Raw genomic sequence first — 18425 nt, 5'->3', positions numbered from 1 at the left:
GGTCTTCGTCGGCGTCTGGCTAGGGTGCGGCTGGTGCTGTGGCGTTCATTCGGCCTGGATGCCGGCGTCCTCGATGACGCGGGCCCAGCGTTTCATCTCGGCCTGCACGAAAGCCTCGAACTGCTCGGGCTTGGACGCGACGACCTCCATGCCCTGTTCCTCGATGCGCTTGCGCATGTCGGGCTGACGCAGCACCTTCTCGGTGTCGGCCTGGATCTTCTGAATGATGGCTGCCGGCGTGCCGCGCGGCGCGACGAAGCCGAGCAGGGCGTTGACATGGAAGCCCGGGATGGTCTCGGCCACGGTGGGGTAGTCGAAGCCGGGGACGCGGCGGTCGCCCAGGGTCGCGATCATCTTCATGCGCCCCGCCTTGACGTAGGGCAGCACCGAGAGGAAGGGGTCGACCACGATGTCGATGCGCCCGCCCATCAGCTCGGTGTGGGCCGGCGCGCTGCCCTTGAAGGGCGAGTGCAGCATGTCGAAGCCGGCCTCGCGCTTGAGCAGCTCGGCGCCCAGGTGCGTGGTGCTGCCGGCGCCGGGCGTGCCATAGGTGAGCTTGCCGGGATTCTTCTTGGCGTAGGCGATCAGCTCCGGCAAGGTGTTGAAGGGCGCATCCGGCCGCGCGACCATGGCCAGTTGCAGGTTGGCGATCTGCGTGATGCCCGCGAGATCCTTCAGCGTGTCGTAGGGCAGGGACTTGCGCAGCGAGGGATTGACCGCGAAGGAGGAATTCACCATCCCGAAGGTCAGGCCGTCGGCCGGCGATTTGGCGACGAAATCCGCGCCGATGGCGGTGCCCGCGCCGGGCTTGTAGTCGACGATCACCGGCTGGCCCCAGATGTCCTGCAGCTTCTGGGCGATCAGCCGGCCGACGGTGTCGGTCGGGCCGCCGGGGGCGAAGGGGATGATGATCTTGACCGGACCCTTGGGGTAAGCCTGGGCGGCGGCTTCGCTTGTACCGCCGAGGCCGGCGGCGAGCAAGGCCCCGGTCATCAGGAGCTGGCGGCGGGTGGGGCGAGGAGGAAGGGCTTGTCTCGTCATAGCTGCGATTTAATGGAACAATGTTTCGAAATATGGTCGACCCGCGCTGGGAAGTCAACGATAAAATGAAACATTGTTTTGAAAATTATGACGTCATCGACTGATCAAGGCGGGGAAGTCAGCGCTCTGGCACGGGGTCTGGCGGTGCTGAAAGCGGTCGGCGACGCGTCGGGGCCCTTGAGCAACCGGGAGCTGGCCGAACTGACCGGCATTCCCAAGCCGACGGTCTCGCGCCTGGCCGCCACCTTGGTGGCGAGCGGCTATCTGCGGCAGGCGCCGGAGTCGGAGCGCTTCAGCCTGGGGCCGGCGCTGCTGGACATGAGCAACCGCTTCCTGCGCCATTTCGATCTGCGCACGCTCGCGCGGCCGCACCTCTTGGCGCTGGCCGAGTTCGCCGGCGCCAGCGTGCACCTGGGCGTGCGCGACGGGCTGGACATGCTGATCATCGATTCGATGCGCCCCCGTACCGCCATCATCAGCTCGCGCATCGAGGTGGGCGCGCGCATGACCATTGCGACCTCGGCCTCCGGACGGGCCTACCTGGCGGCGCTGCCGGCCGACGAGCAACGCGAGTTGATGGCGCAGATCAGGCAGGAGAGCGGCGAGAACTGGGCGGCCCTGGAGCTGCGTCTGATGGCCGCGGTGGAGGAATACGCGCGCATGGGCTATTGCAGCTCCTTCGGGGAATGGCACCCGCACATCCACGCGCTGGGCTTTGCGCTGCGCGGCCCGCGCGGCGAGCGCTATTCGGTGAGCTGCGGTGGCCCGGCCTACCTGCTGCCGCGCGAAGCCATGGTCGGACGCGTCGCGCCGAAGCTGCTGGAGACCGTGCAAAAAATCAACGCCGAGCTCGGCGTCGCGTCTCCGGCGGCCTGAGGCGACGCTCAGTTCGCAGCTTCGAGGCCGTTGCGGAAATGCTCCCGCATGCGGGCCATGGCGGCCGCGGGGTCGCGCGCCTTGATCGCCGCCATCACGGCCCGATGCTCCTGCAGCGATTCGGTGATGCGGCCGGCCTTGAACAGCGAGTTGTGGCGATTCAGCTTCATCACCTTGCGCAGGTCCGCCACCATCTGGTCGCGCCAGCGGTTGTCGGCGATGGCCATCACCTGCATATGGAAGCGTTCGTTGATCGCGAAGAACTGTGCACGGTCCACCTGGCCCGGTTGCGCGGCGGCTTCGAGCTCGGCATGCAGGGACTCGAGTTCGGCCAGTTGCGCCGGTGTGGCGCGCTCGGCCACCACGCCGACGGCGTCGCTCTCCAGCAGGCTCAGCAGGTGGTAGACATCGGCGAGGTCCTTCTCCGACACCTCGGTCACGTAGGCACCGCGGCGCACCTTCATCGTCACCAGGCCCTCGGCCGCCAGCACTTTCAAGGCCTCGCGCAGGGGCGTGCGGCTGATCCCGTATTCCTCGGCGAGCTTGAGTTCGTCGATCCAGGCGCCGGGCTCCAGGTCGCGGTTGAAGATGCGCTGGCGCAGCAGCTCCGCCACCTCTTCATAGAGGGCGCGCGGGGTGAGAGTGACGGCTGACATGGCCGAACTTTACCGCAACTCAAGGAGTTTGAATTAATAATTACAGATGGGTTAGACTCGCACAAAGTTTTAACCCCCGCGCTTGGCGCGGATGTCCTTCACCCGAGCCAGACCTCGCAAAGCGGCGCCCATGAGCAGCAAACCCGAACCGAATTTCCGAACCGCCACGCTGGACGACTGGGCCAAGGCTGCTGCCAAATCGGCCCCCGGCGGCGACCTGGCGGCGCTGAACTGGCGCACGCCGGACGGCATCACGGTCAAGCCCCTCTACACGGCAGCCGATCTGCAGGGGCTGAAGTACACCGATACGTTGCCGGGCTTCGAGCCCTACCTGCGCGGCCCGCAGGCCACCATGTACGCGGTGCGGCCATGGACCATTCGGCAGTACGCGGGCTTTTCCACCGCCGAGGAGTCGAACGCCTTCTACCGCAAGGCGCTGGCCGCCGGCGGGCAGGGCGTGAGCGTGGCTTTCGACCTGGCCACCCACCGCGGCTACGACAGCGATCATCCGCGCGTGACCGGCGACGTCGGCAAGGCCGGCGTGGCGATCGACAGCGTGGAGGACATGAAGATCCTGTTCGACCAGATCCCGCTGGACAAGGTCAGCGTCTCGATGACGATGAACGGCGCGGTGCTGCCGGTGCTGGCGGGCTACATCGTGGCGGCGGAGGAGCAGGGGGTGCCGCAGGCGCAACTGTCGGGGACCATCCAGAACGACATCCTCAAGGAGTTCATGGTCCGCAATACCTACATCTTCCCGCCCGAGCCCTCGATGCGGATCATCGGCGACATCATCGCGTACACCGCGCAGAACATGCCGAAGTTCAACTCGATCTCGATCAGCGGCTACCACATGCAGGAGGCGGGCGCCAACCAGGCGCTGGAGCTGGCCTTCACGCTGGCCGACGGCAAGGAGTACGTGAAGACGGCGCTGGCCAAGGGGCTCGACGTCGATGTCTTCGCGGGCCGGCTGAGCTTCTTCTGGGCCATCGGCATGAACTTCTACCTCGAAGTGGCCAAGATGCGCGCGGCGCGCCTGCTCTGGTGCCGGATCATGAAGGAGTTCAACCCCAAGAACCCGAAGAGCCTGATGCTGCGTACCCACTGCCAGACCTCCGGCTGGAGCCTGACGGAGCAGGACCCGTACAACAACGTGGTGCGCACCACCATCGAGGCGATGGCGGCGGTCTTCGGCGGCACGCAAAGCCTGCACACCAATGCGCTGGACGAGGCGATCGCGCTGCCTACCGAGTTCAGCGCGCGCATCGCGCGCAACACGCAGCTCATCATCCAGGAAGAGACCCACATCACGAACGTGATCGACCCCTGGGCCGGCAGCTACATGATGGAGAAGCTCACGCAGGACATGGCGGACGCGGCCTGGGCCATCATCGAGGAGGTCGAGGCCATGGGCGGCATGACGCGCGCGGTCGACAGCGGCTGGGCCAAGCTCAAGATCGAGGCGGCCGCCGCCGACAAGCAGGCGCGCATCGACTCGGGCCAGGACGTGATCGTGGGCGTCAACAAGTACAAGCTGGAGAACGAAGACACGCACGACATCCTGCAGATCGACAACATCAAGGTGCGCGAAAGCCAGGTCGCCCGGCTGAAGTCCGTGCGCGAGAAGCGTGACGGCGCGAAGGTGCAGGCCGCGCTGGACGCGCTGACGGCCGCCGCCGAGAGCGGCGAGGGCAACCTGCTGGCGCTGAGCATCGACGCCGTGCGCCTGCGCGCCACGGTGGGCGAGATCAGCGATGCGCTCGAGAAGGTCTATGGCCGCCACCGCGCCGACACGCAGAAGGTGACCGGCGTCTATGCCGCGGCCTACGACTCGGCCGAGGGCTGGGAGGCGCTGCAGAAGGAGATCGCCGCCTTCGCCGAGGAGCAGGGCCGGCGGCCGCGGGTGATGATCTCCAAGCTGGGCCAGGACGGCCACGACCGCGGCGCCAAGGTGGTGGCCACGGCCTTCGCCGACCTGGGCTTCGACGTCGACATGGGCCCGCTGTTCCAGACGCCGGAGGAATGCGCGCGCCAGGCCATCGAAAACGACGTGCATGCCGTGGGCGTGAGCACCCTGGCCGCGGGCCACAAGACGCTGGTGCCGGCGATCATCGAGGAGCTGAGGAAGCAGGGCGCCGACGACATCATCGTCTTCGTCGGTGGCGTCATTCCGCGGCAGGACTACGAATTCCTCTACGACGCGGGTGTGAAGGGCATCTACGGGCCGGGCACGCCCATTCCGGCCAGCGCCAAGGACGTGCTGGAACAGATCCGCGCGGCGGTCGCGGCTTGAGCATGCCTGCGGCTCGAAGCGGGGTGTCGGTCGAAGCGCTGACCGAGGCCGACGGCCTGCGGCAGCGCCGCGCCATCGCCAAGGCCATCACGCTGCTCGAATCGACGCGTGCCGACCACCGGGTCCAGGCCGACGAACTGCTGACGGCGCTGCTGCCGCGCACCGGCCGGTCGTTCCGCCTGGGCATCTCGGGTGTGCCGGGCGTGGGCAAGTCCACTTTCATCGAGACGCTGGGGCTGCACCTGATCGAGCGGGGGCACCGGGTGGCGGTGCTCACCATCGATCCGTCGTCCACCGTCTCGGGCGGCTCCATCCTGGGCGACAAGACGCGCATGGAACGGCTCTCGGTGCACGAGCGCGCCTACATCCGGCCCAGCCCCTCCAGCGGCACGCTCGGCGGCGTGGCGGAGAAGACGCGCGAGGCCATGCTGGTATGCGAGGCCGCCGGTTACGACGTCGTCATCGTCGAGACAGTCGGCGTGGGCCAGAGCGAGACGGCGGTCTCGGGCATGACCGACATGTTCGTGCTGCTGCAACTGCCCAACGCCGGCGACGACTTGCAGGCCATCAAGAAGGGCGTGATGGAGCTGGCCGACCTGGTGGTCATCAACAAGGCCGACATCGATCCCGATGCGGCGACCCGGGCGCAGGCGCAGATCACCTCGGCGCTGCGGCTGTTCGGGCACCACGGCAATCCGGCCCATGCGCACGTGGCGCATGGCACGGGGCAGGCGGCGCCGGTCCAGTGGCAGCCCAAGGTCATCCAGTTGAGCGCGCTGCACGGCACCGGTGTCGATGCCTTCTGGGAGACGGTGCTGCAGTTCAAGTCGCTCCAGACCGCCAACGGCCGCATGGCGGCCCGCCGGGAAAAGCAGGCGCTCGCCTGGATGTGGGAGCGCATAGACGCCGGGCTCAAGCAGGCCTTCAAGCAGCACCCGAGGGTGCGCGAAATGCTGCCCGAAGCACTGGCGCAGGTGGCAGCGGGCGTGCTGCCGGCCTCCACCGCCGCACGCAATCTGCTCGCCGCCCAGGCCGCGCCGGTGCAAGATCACGAAAACACACGAACCCCTGTCGGAACAACCACTGTCGGAACAGCACCATGAAAGAGATCCTCGATCAACTCGAAAAGCGGCGTGCCCAGGCGCGGCTGGGCGGCGGCCAGAAGCGCATCGACGCGCAGCATGCCAAGGGCAAGCTGACCGCGCGCGAGCGCATCGAGCTGCTGCTGGACGACAACACCTTCGAAGAATGGGACATGTTCGTCGAGCACCGCTCCAGCGACTTCGGCATGGACCAGACCAAGATCCCCGGCGACGGCGTCGTGACGGGCTACGGCATGATCAACGGCCGCCTGGTGTTCGTCTTCAGCCAGGACTTCACCGTCTTCGGCGGCGCGCTCAGCGAGGCGCATGCCGAGAAGATCTGCAAGGTGATGGACCAGGCGATGAAGGTGGGTGCGCCGGTCATCGGCCTGAACGACTCGGGCGGTGCGCGCATCCAGGAGGGCGTGGCCTCGCTCGGAGGCTATGCCGAGGTGTTCCAGCGCAACGTGATGGCCTCGGGCGTGGTGCCGCAGATCAGCATGATCATGGGCCCCTGCGCGGGCGGCGCGGTGTACTCGCCGGCGATGACCGACTTCATCTTCATGGTCCGCGACAGCTCCTACATGTTCGTCACCGGCCCGGACGTGGTGAAGACCGTGACGCACGAGGACGTGACGGCCGAAGAGCTGGGCGGCGCTTCCACGCACACCACCAAGAGCGGCGTGGCCGACATGGCCTTCGAGAACGACGTGGAGGCGCTGATGATGCTGCGCCGCCTCTACAACTACCTGCCGCTGAACAACCGCGAAAAGGCCCCGGTGCGGCCCAGCGGCGACCCGGCCGACCGCGCGGATGTCTCGCTCGACACGCTGGTGCCCGACAACCCGAACAAGCCCTACGACATCAAGGAGGCCATCACCAAGGTGGTGGACGATGGCGAGTTCTTCGAGCTGCAGCCGGACTACGCGAAGAACATCGTGATCGGCTTCGCACGCATGGACGGGCAGAGCGTGGGCATCGTGGCCAACCAGCCGCTGGTGCTGGCGGGCTGCCTGGACATCAAGTCCTCCATCAAGGCGGCGCGCTTCGTGCGCTTCTGCGATGCCTTCAACATCCCGGTGGTGACCTTCGTGGACGTGCCGGGCTTCATGCCCGGCACCAGCCAGGAGTACGGCGGCATCATCAAGCACGGCGCCAAGCTGCTCTATGCCTATGCGGAGTGCACGGTGCCGAAGATCACGGTGATCACCCGCAAGGCCTATGGCGGCGCCTACGACGTGATGGCCTCCAAGCACCTGCGCGGCGACGTCAACCTGGCCTGGCCGCGCGCCGAGATCGCGGTGATGGGCGCCAAGGGCGCGGTGGAGATCATCTTCCGCGAAGACAAGAACGACCCCGAGAAGCTGGCCGCCCGCGAGGCCGAGTACAAGGCCCGCTTCGCCAACCCTTACGTGGCCGGCACGCGCGGCTACATCGACGACGTGATCCTGCCCAGCGAGACGCGCAAGCGCATCTGCCGCAGCTTGGTCATGCTGCGCGAGAAAAAACTGGAAAACCCGTGGCGCAAGCACGGCAATATCCCCCTTTGAGGCGAGGAGAGAAGAACATGTTCAAGAAGATCCTGATCGCGAACCGTGGTGAGATCGCCTGCAGAGTGATCAAGACGGCGAGGAAGATGGGCATCGCCACGGTCGCCGTGTATTCCGACGCCGACAAGGACGCGCGCCACGTTGAGCTGGCCGACGAGGCCGTGCACATCGGCGCCGCGCCCAGCCGCGAAAGTTATCTGCAAGCCGACCGCATCATCGCGGCCTGCAGGAAGACCGGCGCGGAGGCGGTGCATCCGGGCTACGGCTTCCTGTCGGAGAACGAGGGCTTCGCCAGGAAGGTCGAGGAGGAGGGCATCGTCTTCATCGGCCCGAAGCATCATTCGATCGCGGCCATGGGCGACAAGATCGCCTCCAAGAAACTGGCCGGCGAGGCCCGGGTCAACACCATCCCCGGCTGGAACGACGCGATCGACACGGCAGAGCGTGCGGTGGAGATCGCACGCGACATCGGCTACCCCGTGATGATCAAGGCCTCGGCCGGCGGTGGCGGCAAGGGCTTGCGCGTGGCCTTCAACGACAAGGAGGCCTTCGACGGTTTCACTTCCTGCCGCAACGAGGCGCGCAACAGCTTCGGCGACGACCGCGTGTTCATCGAGAAGTTCGTCGAGGAGCCGCGTCACATCGAGATCCAGGTTCTGGGCGACGCGCACGGCAACGTGATCTACCTCAACGAGCGCGAATGCTCGATCCAGCGCCGCCACCAGAAGGTGATCGAGGAGGCGCCTTCGCCGTTCATCAGCGACGTGACGCGCAAGGCCATGGGCGAGCAGGCGGTGGCGCTGGCCAAGGCGGTGAACTACCAGAGCGCGGGCACGGTGGAGTTCGTGGTCGGCAAGGACCAGAGCTTCTACTTCCTGGAAATGAACACACGGCTGCAGGTGGAGCATCCCGTGACGGAGGCGATCACGGGCTTGGACCTGGTCGAGCTGATGATCCGCGTGGCAGCCGGGGAGAAACTGCCGCTGGCGCAGAAGGACGTGCAGCGCAACGGCTGGGCGATCGAATGCCGCATCAACGCGGAAGACCCCTTCCGAAACTTCCTGCCGTCGACCGGCCGGTTGGTCCGCTTCCAGCCGCCGAAGGAGACCATGTTCTCCGCCGACACCGAGAATTTGTACGGCGTGCGCGTGGACACCGGCGTCTATGACGGCGGCGAGATCCCGATGTACTACGACTCGATGATCGCGAAGCTGATCGTGCACGGGCGCGACCGCAAGCACGCGATCGCGATGATGCGCGAGGCGCTCAACGGCTTCGTCATTCGCGGCATCAGCAGCAACATCCCCTTCCAGGCGGCGCTCCTGGCGCATCCGAACTTCGTCAGCGGAGCCTTCAACACGGGCTTCATCGCCGAGCACTACGGCAAGGGCTTTCATGCGGAGGACGTTCCGCACGACGACCCGGACTTCCTGGTTGCGCTGGCGGCCTACATGCACCGGCGCTACCGGGCGCGGGCCTCGGGCATCAGCGGTCAGCTGTCGGGCCACGGCGTGAAGGTGGGCGAGAAGTTCGTGGTGGTCGCGCTCGATCCGAAGGGGCAGCATGTTCATACCCCGGTGACGGTGACCGACTTCCACCAGCCGACCGGTGCCAGCGCCGTCACGGTGGGCTCGAACACCTACAAGATCGACAGCCAGGCGCCGCTGGGCAACATCCGCGTCGAGGGTTCGGTCAATGGCCGCGGATTCACCGCGCAGGTCGAGCGCGGGGCGGGCAAGAACCCGCTGGCATTGCGCATCGCGCACAACGGCCGGCAGGTCGAGGCCATGGTGCTGTCGCCGCTGGGCGCGCGGCTGCTGGAGCTCATGCCCTACAAGGCACCGCCGGACCTGAGCAAGTTCCTCATGTCCCCGATGCCTGGTCTGCTGGTCGAGGTCTCGGTGCAGCCAGGCCAGCAGGTGCAAGCCGGCGAGAAGCTGGCGGTGATCGAGGCCATGAAGATGGAGAACGTGCTCTTCGCCACGCAGGACGGCGTGGTGGGCAGCATCAATGCCGCCAAGGGCGAGTCGCTCGCGGTGGACCAGGTCATCCTGGAATTCGCTTGAAGGGGGTGCGCGCATGAGCACGACATCGACGGCGGAGCGGCCCTTCAAGGTGCTCGGCATCCAGCAGATCGCGATCGGCGGAGCTGACAAGACGCGGCTCCAGACGCTCTGGGTCGAGATGCTGGGCCTCGAGCGCACCGGCATCTTCCGCAGCGAGCGGGAGAACGTGGACGAGGACATCTGCGCGATCGGCACCGGCCCCTTCAAGGTCGAGGTCGACCTGATGCAGCCCCTGGACCCGGAGAAGAAGCCGGCGGTGCATGCCACGCCGCTGAATCACGTGGGGCTGTGGATCGACGACCTGCCGGCGGCGGTCGGCTGGCTCAGCGCGCAGGGCGTGCGCTTTGCGCCGGGCGGCATCCGCAAGGGGGCGGCGGGCTTCGACATCTGCTTCCTGCATCCCAAGGGGAACGAGGAGTTTCCGGTCAGCGGCGAGGGCGTGCTGATCGAACTGGTGCAGGCGCCGCCCGAGGTGGTGAAGGCTTTCGCAGCTTTGGCGGCGGCCTGAGAGCCTGAGACGAGACCTGGCTCAGACGCCCGGCCGGCGCCAGATCGCCAGCGTGGCGGCCAGCATCCACATGCCGGCGGCGCAGCCGCGGTTGAGCATGCGCAGGCCGCGACGCGAGAGCCAGCGCACCGCCTGCGTGCCGGCGGCGGCATAGCCCAGCATGATGCAGGTGTCGATGGCGATGAAGGCGGCGCCGAGCACCAGGTACTGCGGGCCCTGGGGGCTGGCGAGGTCGATGAACTGGGGCAGGAAGGCGGCGAAGAAGAGCAGCGCCTTGGGGTTGGACAGCGCCACCGTCAGGCTGCGCAGGAAGGCGACGCGCCCGGACAGGACGTCGGCGGGCGAGGCCGCCAGCGCAGCGCGGATGTCGACCGGCGGGCTGCGCCACATCTTGATGCCGAGCCAGACCAGGTAGGCGACGCCCGCGGCCCGCAGTGCGTCGAAGAGCCACTCGGAGGCCGCCAGCAGCGAGCCCAGGCCCAAGGCGACGATCGTGATCAGGATGGCCGAGCCGGCGGACGCCCCGGCGATCCCACAGACGGCGGCACGCATGCCGCCGGCGATGCCGTTGGACATGGCCAGCAGCATGGTCGGACCGGGCGTGATCGCCAGCACGACGGAGGCGGCCAGGTAGAGGAGCAGCGTGTCGAGGGTCATGGGCGCTTCCTGGTGACGGGGGCGGATGCAGCGGCGCGCGCGCGGGCGAGGGCTGCTTCGACGACGCTGCGCTTGCGCTCGGTGGCTGTTGCCGCTTCGGCGGGCGCGGCTGCCGACGCGGCAGGTCGAGGCTCATCGTTGTCGTGGCGGCGCCGGTGGGCATCGTAGCGCCTTCGCGCTTCGTCGGCCTGCGACTGCGACCAGGCCTGCCACCCGGTGTCGCCGGGCGTGACCACCTCGAGCGAGATGCAGTCGACCGGGCAGACGGGGATGCACAGCTCGCAGCCGGTGCAATGGGCCTCGATCACGGTGTGCATGCGCTTGTGGATGCCCAGGATTGCATCGGTCGGGCAGGCATCCAGGCACAGAGTGCAACCGATGCACCAGGCCTCGTCGATCACGGCCATCGCCCGCGGACCTTCCGTGCCGAACTCGGGGTCGATGGGGCGCACGGCTTGCCCGGTGATGGCGGACAAGCGGGCCACGCCCTCAACGCCGCCGGGCGGGCATTGGTGGATGCCGGCTTCGCCGTCTGCGATGGCCCGGGCGTAGCCGGCGCAATCCGCATAGCCGCAACGCGTGCATTGCGTCTGCGGCAGTGCGTCGAGGATGCGCGCGGCCAGCGCGTTCACGGCTATTTCGCGGCGCCGCGCGTCCGGCGCGCAGGCGCGGACTTGCGCGCGGGCGCAGACTTGCGTGCCGCCGCCGCCGGCACCTTGGCCGAGGCCTTGATCGTGTCTTCCGCGGTCACGCCGCTGCGGCCGGCCGGTTTCTGCGGCTTGTCGTTCGCGATGATGAAGGCCTTGACCTCCGGATACACCTTCTCGCGCCAGCGGCGGCCGCTGAAGATGCCGTAGTGGCCGGCACCCTTGACCTCGTAGTGGCGCTGGTGCTCGGGCGAAATGCCCGTGCACAGCTCGTGTGCGGCGCGCGTCTGGCCTGCGCCGGAGATATCGTCCAGCTCGCCTTCGACGGTCAGCAGGGCGGTGGAGTGGATGTCTTGCGGGCGCACGCGCTCCAGCACGCCCTCGGGGTTGCGCACGTCCCAGGTGCCATTGACCAGGTCGAAATCCTGGAAGACGGTGCGAATTGTCTCGAGATAGTAGTCCGCGTCCATGTCGAGCACCGCGTTGTACTCGTCATAGAACTTGCGGTGGGCCTCGGCGCTGGCATCGTCGCCCTTGATCAGGTCCTTGAAGTAGTCGTAGTGGCTGCTGGCATGGCGATCCGGGTTCATCGCCACGAAACCGGTGTGCTGCAGGAAGCCCGGGTAGACGCGCCGCCCGGCGCCCGGGAAGCCCTGGGGCACGCGGTAGATCACGTTGTTCTCGAACCACTCGTAGCTTTTGTTCATCGCCAGGTTGTTGACCGCGGTCGGCGACTTGCGGGCATCGATGGGGCCACCCATCATGGTCAGCGACAGGGGCAACTTCTCGCCGCGGCTTGCCATCAGCGATACGGCCGCCAGGACCGGCACGGTGGGTTGGCACACGCTGATCACATGGCAGTTGCCGTACTGCTTCTGCAGATGGCGGATGAATTCCTCGACATAGTTGATGTAATCGTCGAGGTGGAACTCGCCCTCCGACAGGGGCACGAGGCGCGCGTTGATCCAGTCCGTGATGTAGACCTTGTGGTCCTGCAGCATGGTGCGCACCGTGTCGCGCAGCAGCGTGGCGTAGTGGCCCGACAAGGGGGCCACGATCAGGACCACCGGCTGGCCCTTGAGGGTCTGCAGGGTGTGGGGGTCGTCGGTGAAGCGCTTGAAGCGGCGCAGCTGGCAGAAGGGCTTCTCGATCTCCACGACTTCCTGGATGACGACGTCGTCGTTGTCGACGCGGGCCGTCTTGATGTCGAACTCGGGCTTCTCGTAGTCCTTGCCCAACCGGTGAAGGAGGTCGTAGCCGGCAGCCACGCGCTGCGCCATCGGCACCTGGCCAAAGATGCCGCCTTGCCCGTAAAGCTTGGAAGCGGCCTGCGCGAAATCGGCAAAAGGCTCCATCAGGGAGCGCTGCGCTTCGTAGAGGTGGTAGAGCATGGGCAGAATGTCAACGGATGTTGCAATGCAATATAGCAGCAGCAACCCCGGATGTGGTAGGCAGAAATGCCGAAAACGGGGCGCCCTGAAGCGCCCCCGCGAGCCGGTTTCAGAGCACCTTCGCGATGCTCTGGCAGACGTAGTCGATGTTCTTGCTGTTGAGCGCGGCGACGCACATGCGGCCGGTGTCGGTGCCGTAGACGCCGAACTCCTGGCGCAGGCGCACCATCTGGTCCTTGCTCAGGCCCGAGTAGCTGAACATGCCGATCTGGTCGGTGATGAAGCTCATGTCCTGCTTCACGCCCGCGGCCTTCAGGCCGTCGACCAGCTTGTGGCGCATCAGCTTGATGCGGTCGCGCATCTCGCCGAGTTCTTTCTCCCACAGCGTGCGCAGCGCGGGCGTGCTCAGCACGGCCGCCACCACTGCGCCGCCGTGAGTCGGCGGGTTGCTGTAGTTGGTGCGGATCATGATCTTGAGCTGGCTCAGCACGCGCGCCGCCTCGTCCTTGTTTTCGCACAGGACGGAGAGGGCGCCGACGCGCTCGCCGTAGAGGCTGAAGCTCTTGGAGAAGGAGGTCGAGACGAAGAAGTTGAGGCCGGCGGCGACGAACTTGCCGATGGCCGCGCCGTCCTCCTGGATGCCATAGCCGAAGCCCTGGTAGGCCATGTCGAGGAAGGCGACGAGGTTGCGGGCCTTCACCGCGCCCACCACCTGGTCCCATTGGTCGGCGCGAATGTCGTAGCCGGTGGGGTTGTGGCAGCAGGCATGCAGCACGACGATGGTTCCGGCCGGGGCGGCGTTGAGCGCGTTCAGCATGCCGTCAAAGTCGATGCCGCGCCTGGCGGCGTCGTAGTAGGGGTACTCCTCGACCACGAAGCCGGCCTGGGTGAACAGGGCGCGGTGGTTCTCCCAGCTCGGGTTGCTGATCAGCACCTTGGCGTTCGGGTTGAGCTTCTTGAGGAAGTCCGCGCCGACCTTGAGGCCACCGGTGCCGCCCAGGCCCTGGATGGTGGCGACGCGGCCGGATTTGACCGGTTCGCTGTCGGGGCCGAACACGAGACCCTTGACGGCGTCGTCATAGGCCACGATGCCGTCGATGGGCAGGTAGCCGCGCGCCTTGGGCGACTTGATCATGTCTTCCTCGACCGCCTGGACGCAGCGCAGAAGCGGGAGCTTGCCGTTGTCGTCGTAGTAGACGCCGACGCCGAGATTGACCTTGTTGGGATTGGTGTCGGCCGCGAATTGCTCGTTGAGGCCCAGGATCGGGTCGCGTGGCGCCATCTCGACGGCGGTGAACATTGACATGGGAAGAAGTCCTTTGGGGGTGATGCTGTGCGCCCCGGCTGCACCCGGGTCTGCGCCTGACTCGCGGCTGGGTTAGCCTATCGAGTTCGCTTGAATTTTACCGGCCGAGCCGCACATCACCTGGACCGCCATGCCTGAAACCACCGAAGTCATCACGGATCCGCCCCATGCCGAGCCCGTGGGGCCCGTGAAGCAGGGCGAGTTCGTCCGCTTCCCGGATTCCCCGTTCGAGCTCTATCAGCCCTACCCGCCGGCCGGCGACCAGCCTGCCGCGATCGCCGGCCTGGTCGAGGGTGTGCGCGACGGCGAGGTGTTCCAGACACTGCTGGGCGTGACCGGCTCCGGCAAGACCTACACCATGGCCAACGTGATCGCCCGGCTCGGCCGGCCGGCAATCGTGTTCGCGCCCAACAAGACGCTCGCGGCGCAGCTCTACAGCGAGTTCCGGGAGTTCTTCCCCAAGAACGCGGTCGAGTACTTCGTCAGCTACTACGACTACTACCAGCCAGAGGCCTATGTCCCGCAACGCGACCTGTTCATCGAGAAGGACAGTTCGATCAACGAGCACATCGAGCAGATGCGCCTGTCGGCCACCAAGAGCGTGCTGGAGCGGCGCGACACGGTGATCGTCGCCACCGTGAGTGCCATCTACGGCATCGGCACGCCGGAGGACTACACGCAGATGCGCTTCATCATGCGCATCGGCGACAAGATCGGCCAGCGCGACGTGATCTCGCGGCTGATCCGCATGCAGTACACGCGCAACGAGCAGGACTTTTCGCGCGGCACCTTCAGGGTGCGGGGCGACACGATCGACGTGTTCCCGGCCGAACACAGCGAGCTGGCGATCCGCATCGAGCTCTTCGACGACGAAATCGAGTCGCTGCAGCTGTTCGATCCGCTCACCGGGCGCATCCGGCAAAAGATCCCGCGCTTCACCGTCTATCCGTCGAGTCACTACGTGACGCCGCGCGACAAGGTGCTGAACGCGGTGGAGACCATCAAGCTCGAGCTCGACCAGCGGCTCAAGGAGCTGGTGGGCGACGGCAAGTTGGTCGAGGCGCAACGCTTGGAGCAGCGCACGCGCTTCGACCTGGAAATGCTGGCGGAGATCGGCCACTGCAAGGGCATCGAGAACTACACGCGCCACCTCTCGGGGGCGGCGCCGGGCGAGCCGCCGGCCACACTGACGGACTACCTGCCGAAGGACGCCCTCATGTTCCTCGACGAAAGCCACCAGATGATCGGCCAGCTCAGCGCCATGTACAACGGCGACCGGGCGCGCAAGACCACGCTGGTGGAGTACGGCTTCCGGCTGCCGTCCGCGCTGGACAACCGGCCGCTCAAGTTTGATGAATTCGAGACCCGCATGCGGCAGTGCATCTTCGTCTCTGCCACGCCGGCGCAGTATGAGAAGGACCATGCCGGCAACGTGGTCGAGCAGCTGGTGCGGCCGACCGGGCTGATCGACCCCGAAGTCGAGGTCCGGCCCGCCACCCACCAGGTGGATGACGTGCTGCAGGAAATTCGGCTCCGCGTCGAGAAGAGCGAACGCGTCCTGATCACCACCCTGACCAAGCGCATGGCCGAGCAGCTCACGGACTACCTGGGCGACAACGGCGTCAAGGTGCGCTACCTGCACAGCGACGTTGACACGGTCGAGCGAGTCGAGATCCTGCGCGACCTGCGGCTGGGCGCCTTCGACGTGCTGATCGGCATCAACCTGCTGCGAGAGGGCCTGGACATCCCCGAGGTGTCGCTGGTGGCGATTCTCGACGCGGACAAGGAAGGTTTTCTGCGCGCGGAGCGTTCGCTGATCCAGACCATCGGCCGCGCCGCCCGGAATATGCACGGCAAGGCCATCCTCTACGCCGACCGGATCACGGATTCGATGCAGAAGGCCATCGGCGAGACCGAGCGCCGCCGTGCGCGACAGATCGCCTACAACCAGGAACACGGCATCACGCCGCGGAGCATCGTCAAGCAGGTTCGCGACTTGATCGACGGGGTCTACAGCGAGAAAAGCAGCAAGGAAAGCGCAAAGCGGGAACTCGAGCGCGCCAAGGTGGAGGACATGTCGGAAAAGGACATCGCCCGCGAGATCAAGCGCCTCGAGAAGCAGATGCTGGAACATGCGCGCAACCTCGAATTCGAGAAAGCCGCCCGCGTGCGCGACCAACTTGCGCTCCTGCGCGAACAGGCTTTCGGCGCCCCCGGAAAGGACAGCATCGGCCCCGACCTGGCCACCTGATCTGGTTCTCCGATTGCCCCTCTCGGCCTGCAATGGGGTTTACCCGAGCAGGTCGGAGGGGCTTCTGTTATACTTGACCGAATTACTCAAGAACAAGAGAACTTCGCGATGAAGGACCGGCTCTTACCAACTGGATTGCACAGTTGAGGACCGGGAAGGGCGGAGACGGTGTCACCGAAGCTCACGAAGCCTTGGTGTCTTTTTAACGGTAAGCACTCATAGGAGCTTGCGATGCGTCTCACTACCAAAGGCCGTTTTGCGGTCACAGCCATGATCGACCTGGCTCTTCGCCAGAACTCCGGTCCGGTCACGCTGGCCGCGATCAGCCAGCGGCAGCAGATCTCCCTGTCGTACCTGGAACAGTTGTTCGGCAAGCTTCGCCGTCATGAGCTGGTCGAGTCGACGCGCGGCCCCGGCGGTGGTTACTCGTTGGGCCGAAAGGCATCGGAAATCACCGTCGCCGACATCATTGTTTCCGTCGATGAGCCCATCGATGCCACCCAGTGCGGCGGCAAGGAAAACTGCCTGGGCGAGGCCGGCCGTTGCATGACCCACGAACTGTGGGCGTCGTTGAACCAACGCATGGTGGAGTTTCTGGACTCCGTCACTTTGCAGAAGCTGGTCGACGATCAGATCGCCAAGGGCGTCCAGGTCGAGAACAAGCCGGCGGTGAAGCGGGCGATTTCCAGCCAACCGGTGGTCAAGCCGATCCGGGTCAATGCGCCCAATTCGGTCTTCGCCCTGGGCAACGCTTTCGCCAAGTCCTGAATGATGGCTTGATTCGTTGGCGCCTACGGGCGTCACCCTCTGAATCCGATTCCCCCAAAGAACAGCCAACCCCCACGCCAGCAAGAGCCAGCCATGGATGTCACCCCCCATTTCCCGATCTATCTCGACTACGGTGCGACGACGCCGGTCGACCCGCGCGTGGTCGACGCGATGATTCCCTGGTTGCGCGAGCATTTCGGCAACCCCGCATCGCGCAGCCACGCCTGGGGCTGGGAAGCGGAAGAGGCGGTCGAGAAGGCGCGTGCCCACGTGGCTGATCTGATCGGCGCCGACCCGCGTGAAATCGTCTGGACCTCGGGCGCCACCGAGTCCGACAACTTGGCGCTCAAGGGTGCGGCCCATTTCTACAAGAGCAAGGGCAAGCACCTGATCACCGTCAAGACAGAGCACAAGGCGGTGCTCGACACGATGCGCGAGTTGGAGCGCCAGGGCTTCGAGGTGACCTACCTGGACGTGCGGGAAGACGGCTTGCTCGACCTCGAGACCTTCAAGGCTGCCATCCGGCCCGACACCATCCTCGCCAGCGTGATGTTCGTGAACAACGAGATCGGCGTAATCCAGGACGTGGTCGCGCTGGGCAAGCTCTGCCGCGAGAAGGGTGTGATCTTCCACGTCGATGCAGCGCAGGCGACCGGCAAGGTCGAAATCGACCTCAAGACCCTGCCGATCGACCTGATGAGTCTGGCTTCGCACAAGACCTACGGCCCCAAGGGCATCGGAGCGCTGTACGTGCGCCGCAAGCCCCGCGTACGGCTGGAAGCCCAGATGCACGGTGGAGGGCACGAGCGCGGCATGCGCTCCGGCACCCTGCCGACCCACCAGATTGTCGGCATGGGTGAGGCCTTCCGCATCGCCAAGCTGGAGATGGCGGACGACATCGCCAAGGCGCGCGCCCTGCAGCAGCGCATGCTGGAGGGTCTGAAGGACGTCGAGCAGGTCTTCATCAACGGAGACCTCACACACCGCGTGCCGCACAACCTCAACATGAGTTTCAACTATGTCGAGGGCGAGTCCCTGATCATGGGCATCAAGGGCATCGCGGTGTCCAGCGGCTCGGCCTGCACATCGGCCAGTCTGGAGCCCAGTTACGTGCTGCGCGCGCTGGGCCGCAGCGACGAGCTGGCGCACAGCAGCCTGCGCATGACCTTCGGCCGCTTCACGACCGAGGAAGAGATCGATTACGCGGTTGCGACCATCAAGCACAACGTCGCCAAGCTGCGCGAGCTGAGCCCCTTGTGGGAGATGTTCCAGGACGGCATCGACATCAGCACGATCCAGTGGTCGGCGCATTGAACACAGACTGAGAGGTACC

15 protein-coding genes are annotated in these 18425 nt (G+C 66.1%); 9 read left to right on the top strand and 6 right to left on the bottom strand.

Going from position 1 to position 18425, the window contains the following annotated elements; genetic code table 11:
• Positions 1-45: 45 nt before the first annotated feature.
• On the bottom strand, positions 46-1041 hold the full coding sequence (locus ABEA07_RS25015) for a tripartite tricarboxylate transporter substrate binding protein (RefSeq protein ID WP_345541277.1): 996 nt from the start codon (positions 1039-1041) through the stop codon (positions 46-48).
• An 87-nt stretch (positions 1042-1128) separates the two neighbouring features.
• On the opposite strand from ABEA07_RS25015, the gene ABEA07_RS25010 reads away from it, so the two are divergent.
• Positions 1129-1917 carry an IclR family transcriptional regulator gene (locus tag ABEA07_RS25010; protein WP_345541276.1) on the top strand — a complete coding sequence of 263 codons (789 nt, stop codon included), beginning with the start codon at positions 1129-1131 and terminating at the stop codon, positions 1915-1917.
• 8 nt (positions 1918-1925) lie between these two features.
• Here ABEA07_RS25010 and ABEA07_RS25005 read toward each other — a convergent pair whose 3' ends face one another.
• On the bottom strand, positions 1926-2573 hold the full coding sequence (locus tag ABEA07_RS25005; protein WP_345541275.1) for a GntR family transcriptional regulator: 648 nt from the start codon (positions 2571-2573) through the stop codon (positions 1926-1928).
• A 130-nt stretch (positions 2574-2703) separates the two neighbouring features.
• On the opposite strand from ABEA07_RS25005, the gene scpA reads away from it, so the two are divergent.
• From scpA to ABEA07_RS24980, 5 genes are read left to right on the top strand one after another with little or no spacing between them, the layout of a single operon-like run.
• Complete coding sequence (gene scpA, locus ABEA07_RS25000) at positions 2704-4866, top strand: methylmalonyl-CoA mutase (RefSeq protein WP_345541273.1); 2163 nt, start codon at positions 2704-2706, stop codon at positions 4864-4866.
• 2 nt (positions 4867-4868) lie between these two features.
• Positions 4869-5969, top strand: a complete 1101-nt coding sequence (meaB, locus tag ABEA07_RS24995) for a methylmalonyl Co-A mutase-associated GTPase MeaB (RefSeq protein ID WP_345541272.1) — start codon at positions 4869-4871, stop codon at positions 5967-5969.
• Positions 5966-7498: an acyl-CoA carboxylase subunit beta gene (locus ABEA07_RS24990; RefSeq protein WP_345541270.1), complete on the top strand. Its 1533-nt coding sequence runs from the start codon at positions 5966-5968 to the stop codon at positions 7496-7498. The genes meaB and ABEA07_RS24990 overlap by 4 nt, the downstream gene beginning before the upstream one ends.
• Before the next feature lie 17 nt (positions 7499-7515).
• Positions 7516-9564 carry an acetyl-CoA carboxylase biotin carboxylase subunit gene (locus ABEA07_RS24985; RefSeq protein WP_345541269.1) on the top strand — a complete coding sequence of 683 codons (2049 nt, stop codon included), beginning with the start codon at positions 7516-7518 and terminating at the stop codon, positions 9562-9564.
• Between the two features lie 13 nt (positions 9565-9577).
• Complete coding sequence (locus tag ABEA07_RS24980) at positions 9578-10072, top strand: VOC family protein (RefSeq protein WP_345541267.1); 495 nt, start codon at positions 9578-9580, stop codon at positions 10070-10072.
• A gap of 21 nt (positions 10073-10093) precedes the next feature.
• On the opposite strand, the gene ABEA07_RS24975 is transcribed toward ABEA07_RS24980, so the two are convergent.
• From ABEA07_RS24975 to ABEA07_RS24960, 4 genes are all read right to left on the bottom strand, one after another.
• Positions 10094-10729: a LysE family translocator gene (locus tag ABEA07_RS24975; protein ID WP_345541266.1), complete on the bottom strand. Its 636-nt coding sequence runs from the start codon at positions 10727-10729 to the stop codon at positions 10094-10096.
• Positions 10726-11361, bottom strand: a complete 636-nt coding sequence (locus ABEA07_RS24970) for an RnfABCDGE type electron transport complex subunit B (protein WP_345541264.1) — start codon at positions 11359-11361, stop codon at positions 10726-10728. The genes ABEA07_RS24975 and ABEA07_RS24970 overlap by 4 nt, the downstream gene beginning before the upstream one ends.
• Positions 11362-11363: 2 nt before the next feature.
• Positions 11364-12767, bottom strand: coding sequence for a polyhydroxyalkanoate depolymerase (locus ABEA07_RS24965; RefSeq protein WP_345541262.1), 1404 nt, complete (start codon positions 12765-12767; stop codon positions 11364-11366).
• Positions 12768-12876: 109 nt separating this feature from the next.
• Positions 12877-14073: an amino acid aminotransferase gene (locus ABEA07_RS24960; RefSeq protein ID WP_345541261.1), complete on the bottom strand. Its 1197-nt coding sequence runs from the start codon at positions 14071-14073 to the stop codon at positions 12877-12879.
• A gap of 130 nt (positions 14074-14203) precedes the next feature.
• Between ABEA07_RS24960 and uvrB the strand changes: the two genes are divergently transcribed.
• The 3 genes from uvrB (at position 14204) to ABEA07_RS24945 (ending at position 18406) form a co-directional block, all read left to right on the top strand.
• A complete protein-coding gene (gene uvrB, locus ABEA07_RS24955) occupies positions 14204-16324 on the top strand; it encodes an excinuclease ABC subunit UvrB (RefSeq protein ID WP_345541260.1) in 2121 nt (706 codons plus the stop codon).
• Between the two features lie 231 nt (positions 16325-16555).
• Complete coding sequence (iscR, locus tag ABEA07_RS24950; RefSeq protein ID WP_345541259.1) at positions 16556-17092, top strand: Fe-S cluster assembly transcriptional regulator IscR; 537 nt, start codon at positions 16556-16558, stop codon at positions 17090-17092.
• Between the two features lie 93 nt (positions 17093-17185).
• A complete protein-coding gene (locus tag ABEA07_RS24945) occupies positions 17186-18406 on the top strand; it encodes an IscS subfamily cysteine desulfurase (protein ID WP_345541258.1) in 1221 nt (406 codons plus the stop codon).
• Positions 18407-18425: the final 19 nt, after the last annotated feature.

The sequence above is a fragment of the Variovorax defluvii genome, assembly GCF_039541515.1.
In the GTDB taxonomy this organism is placed as follows: domain Bacteria; phylum Pseudomonadota; class Gammaproteobacteria; order Burkholderiales; family Burkholderiaceae_C; genus Variovorax; species Variovorax defluvii.
The sequence above is the reverse complement of the archived record's forward strand: the minus strand, read 5'-3'. Positions and strand labels throughout refer to the sequence as shown.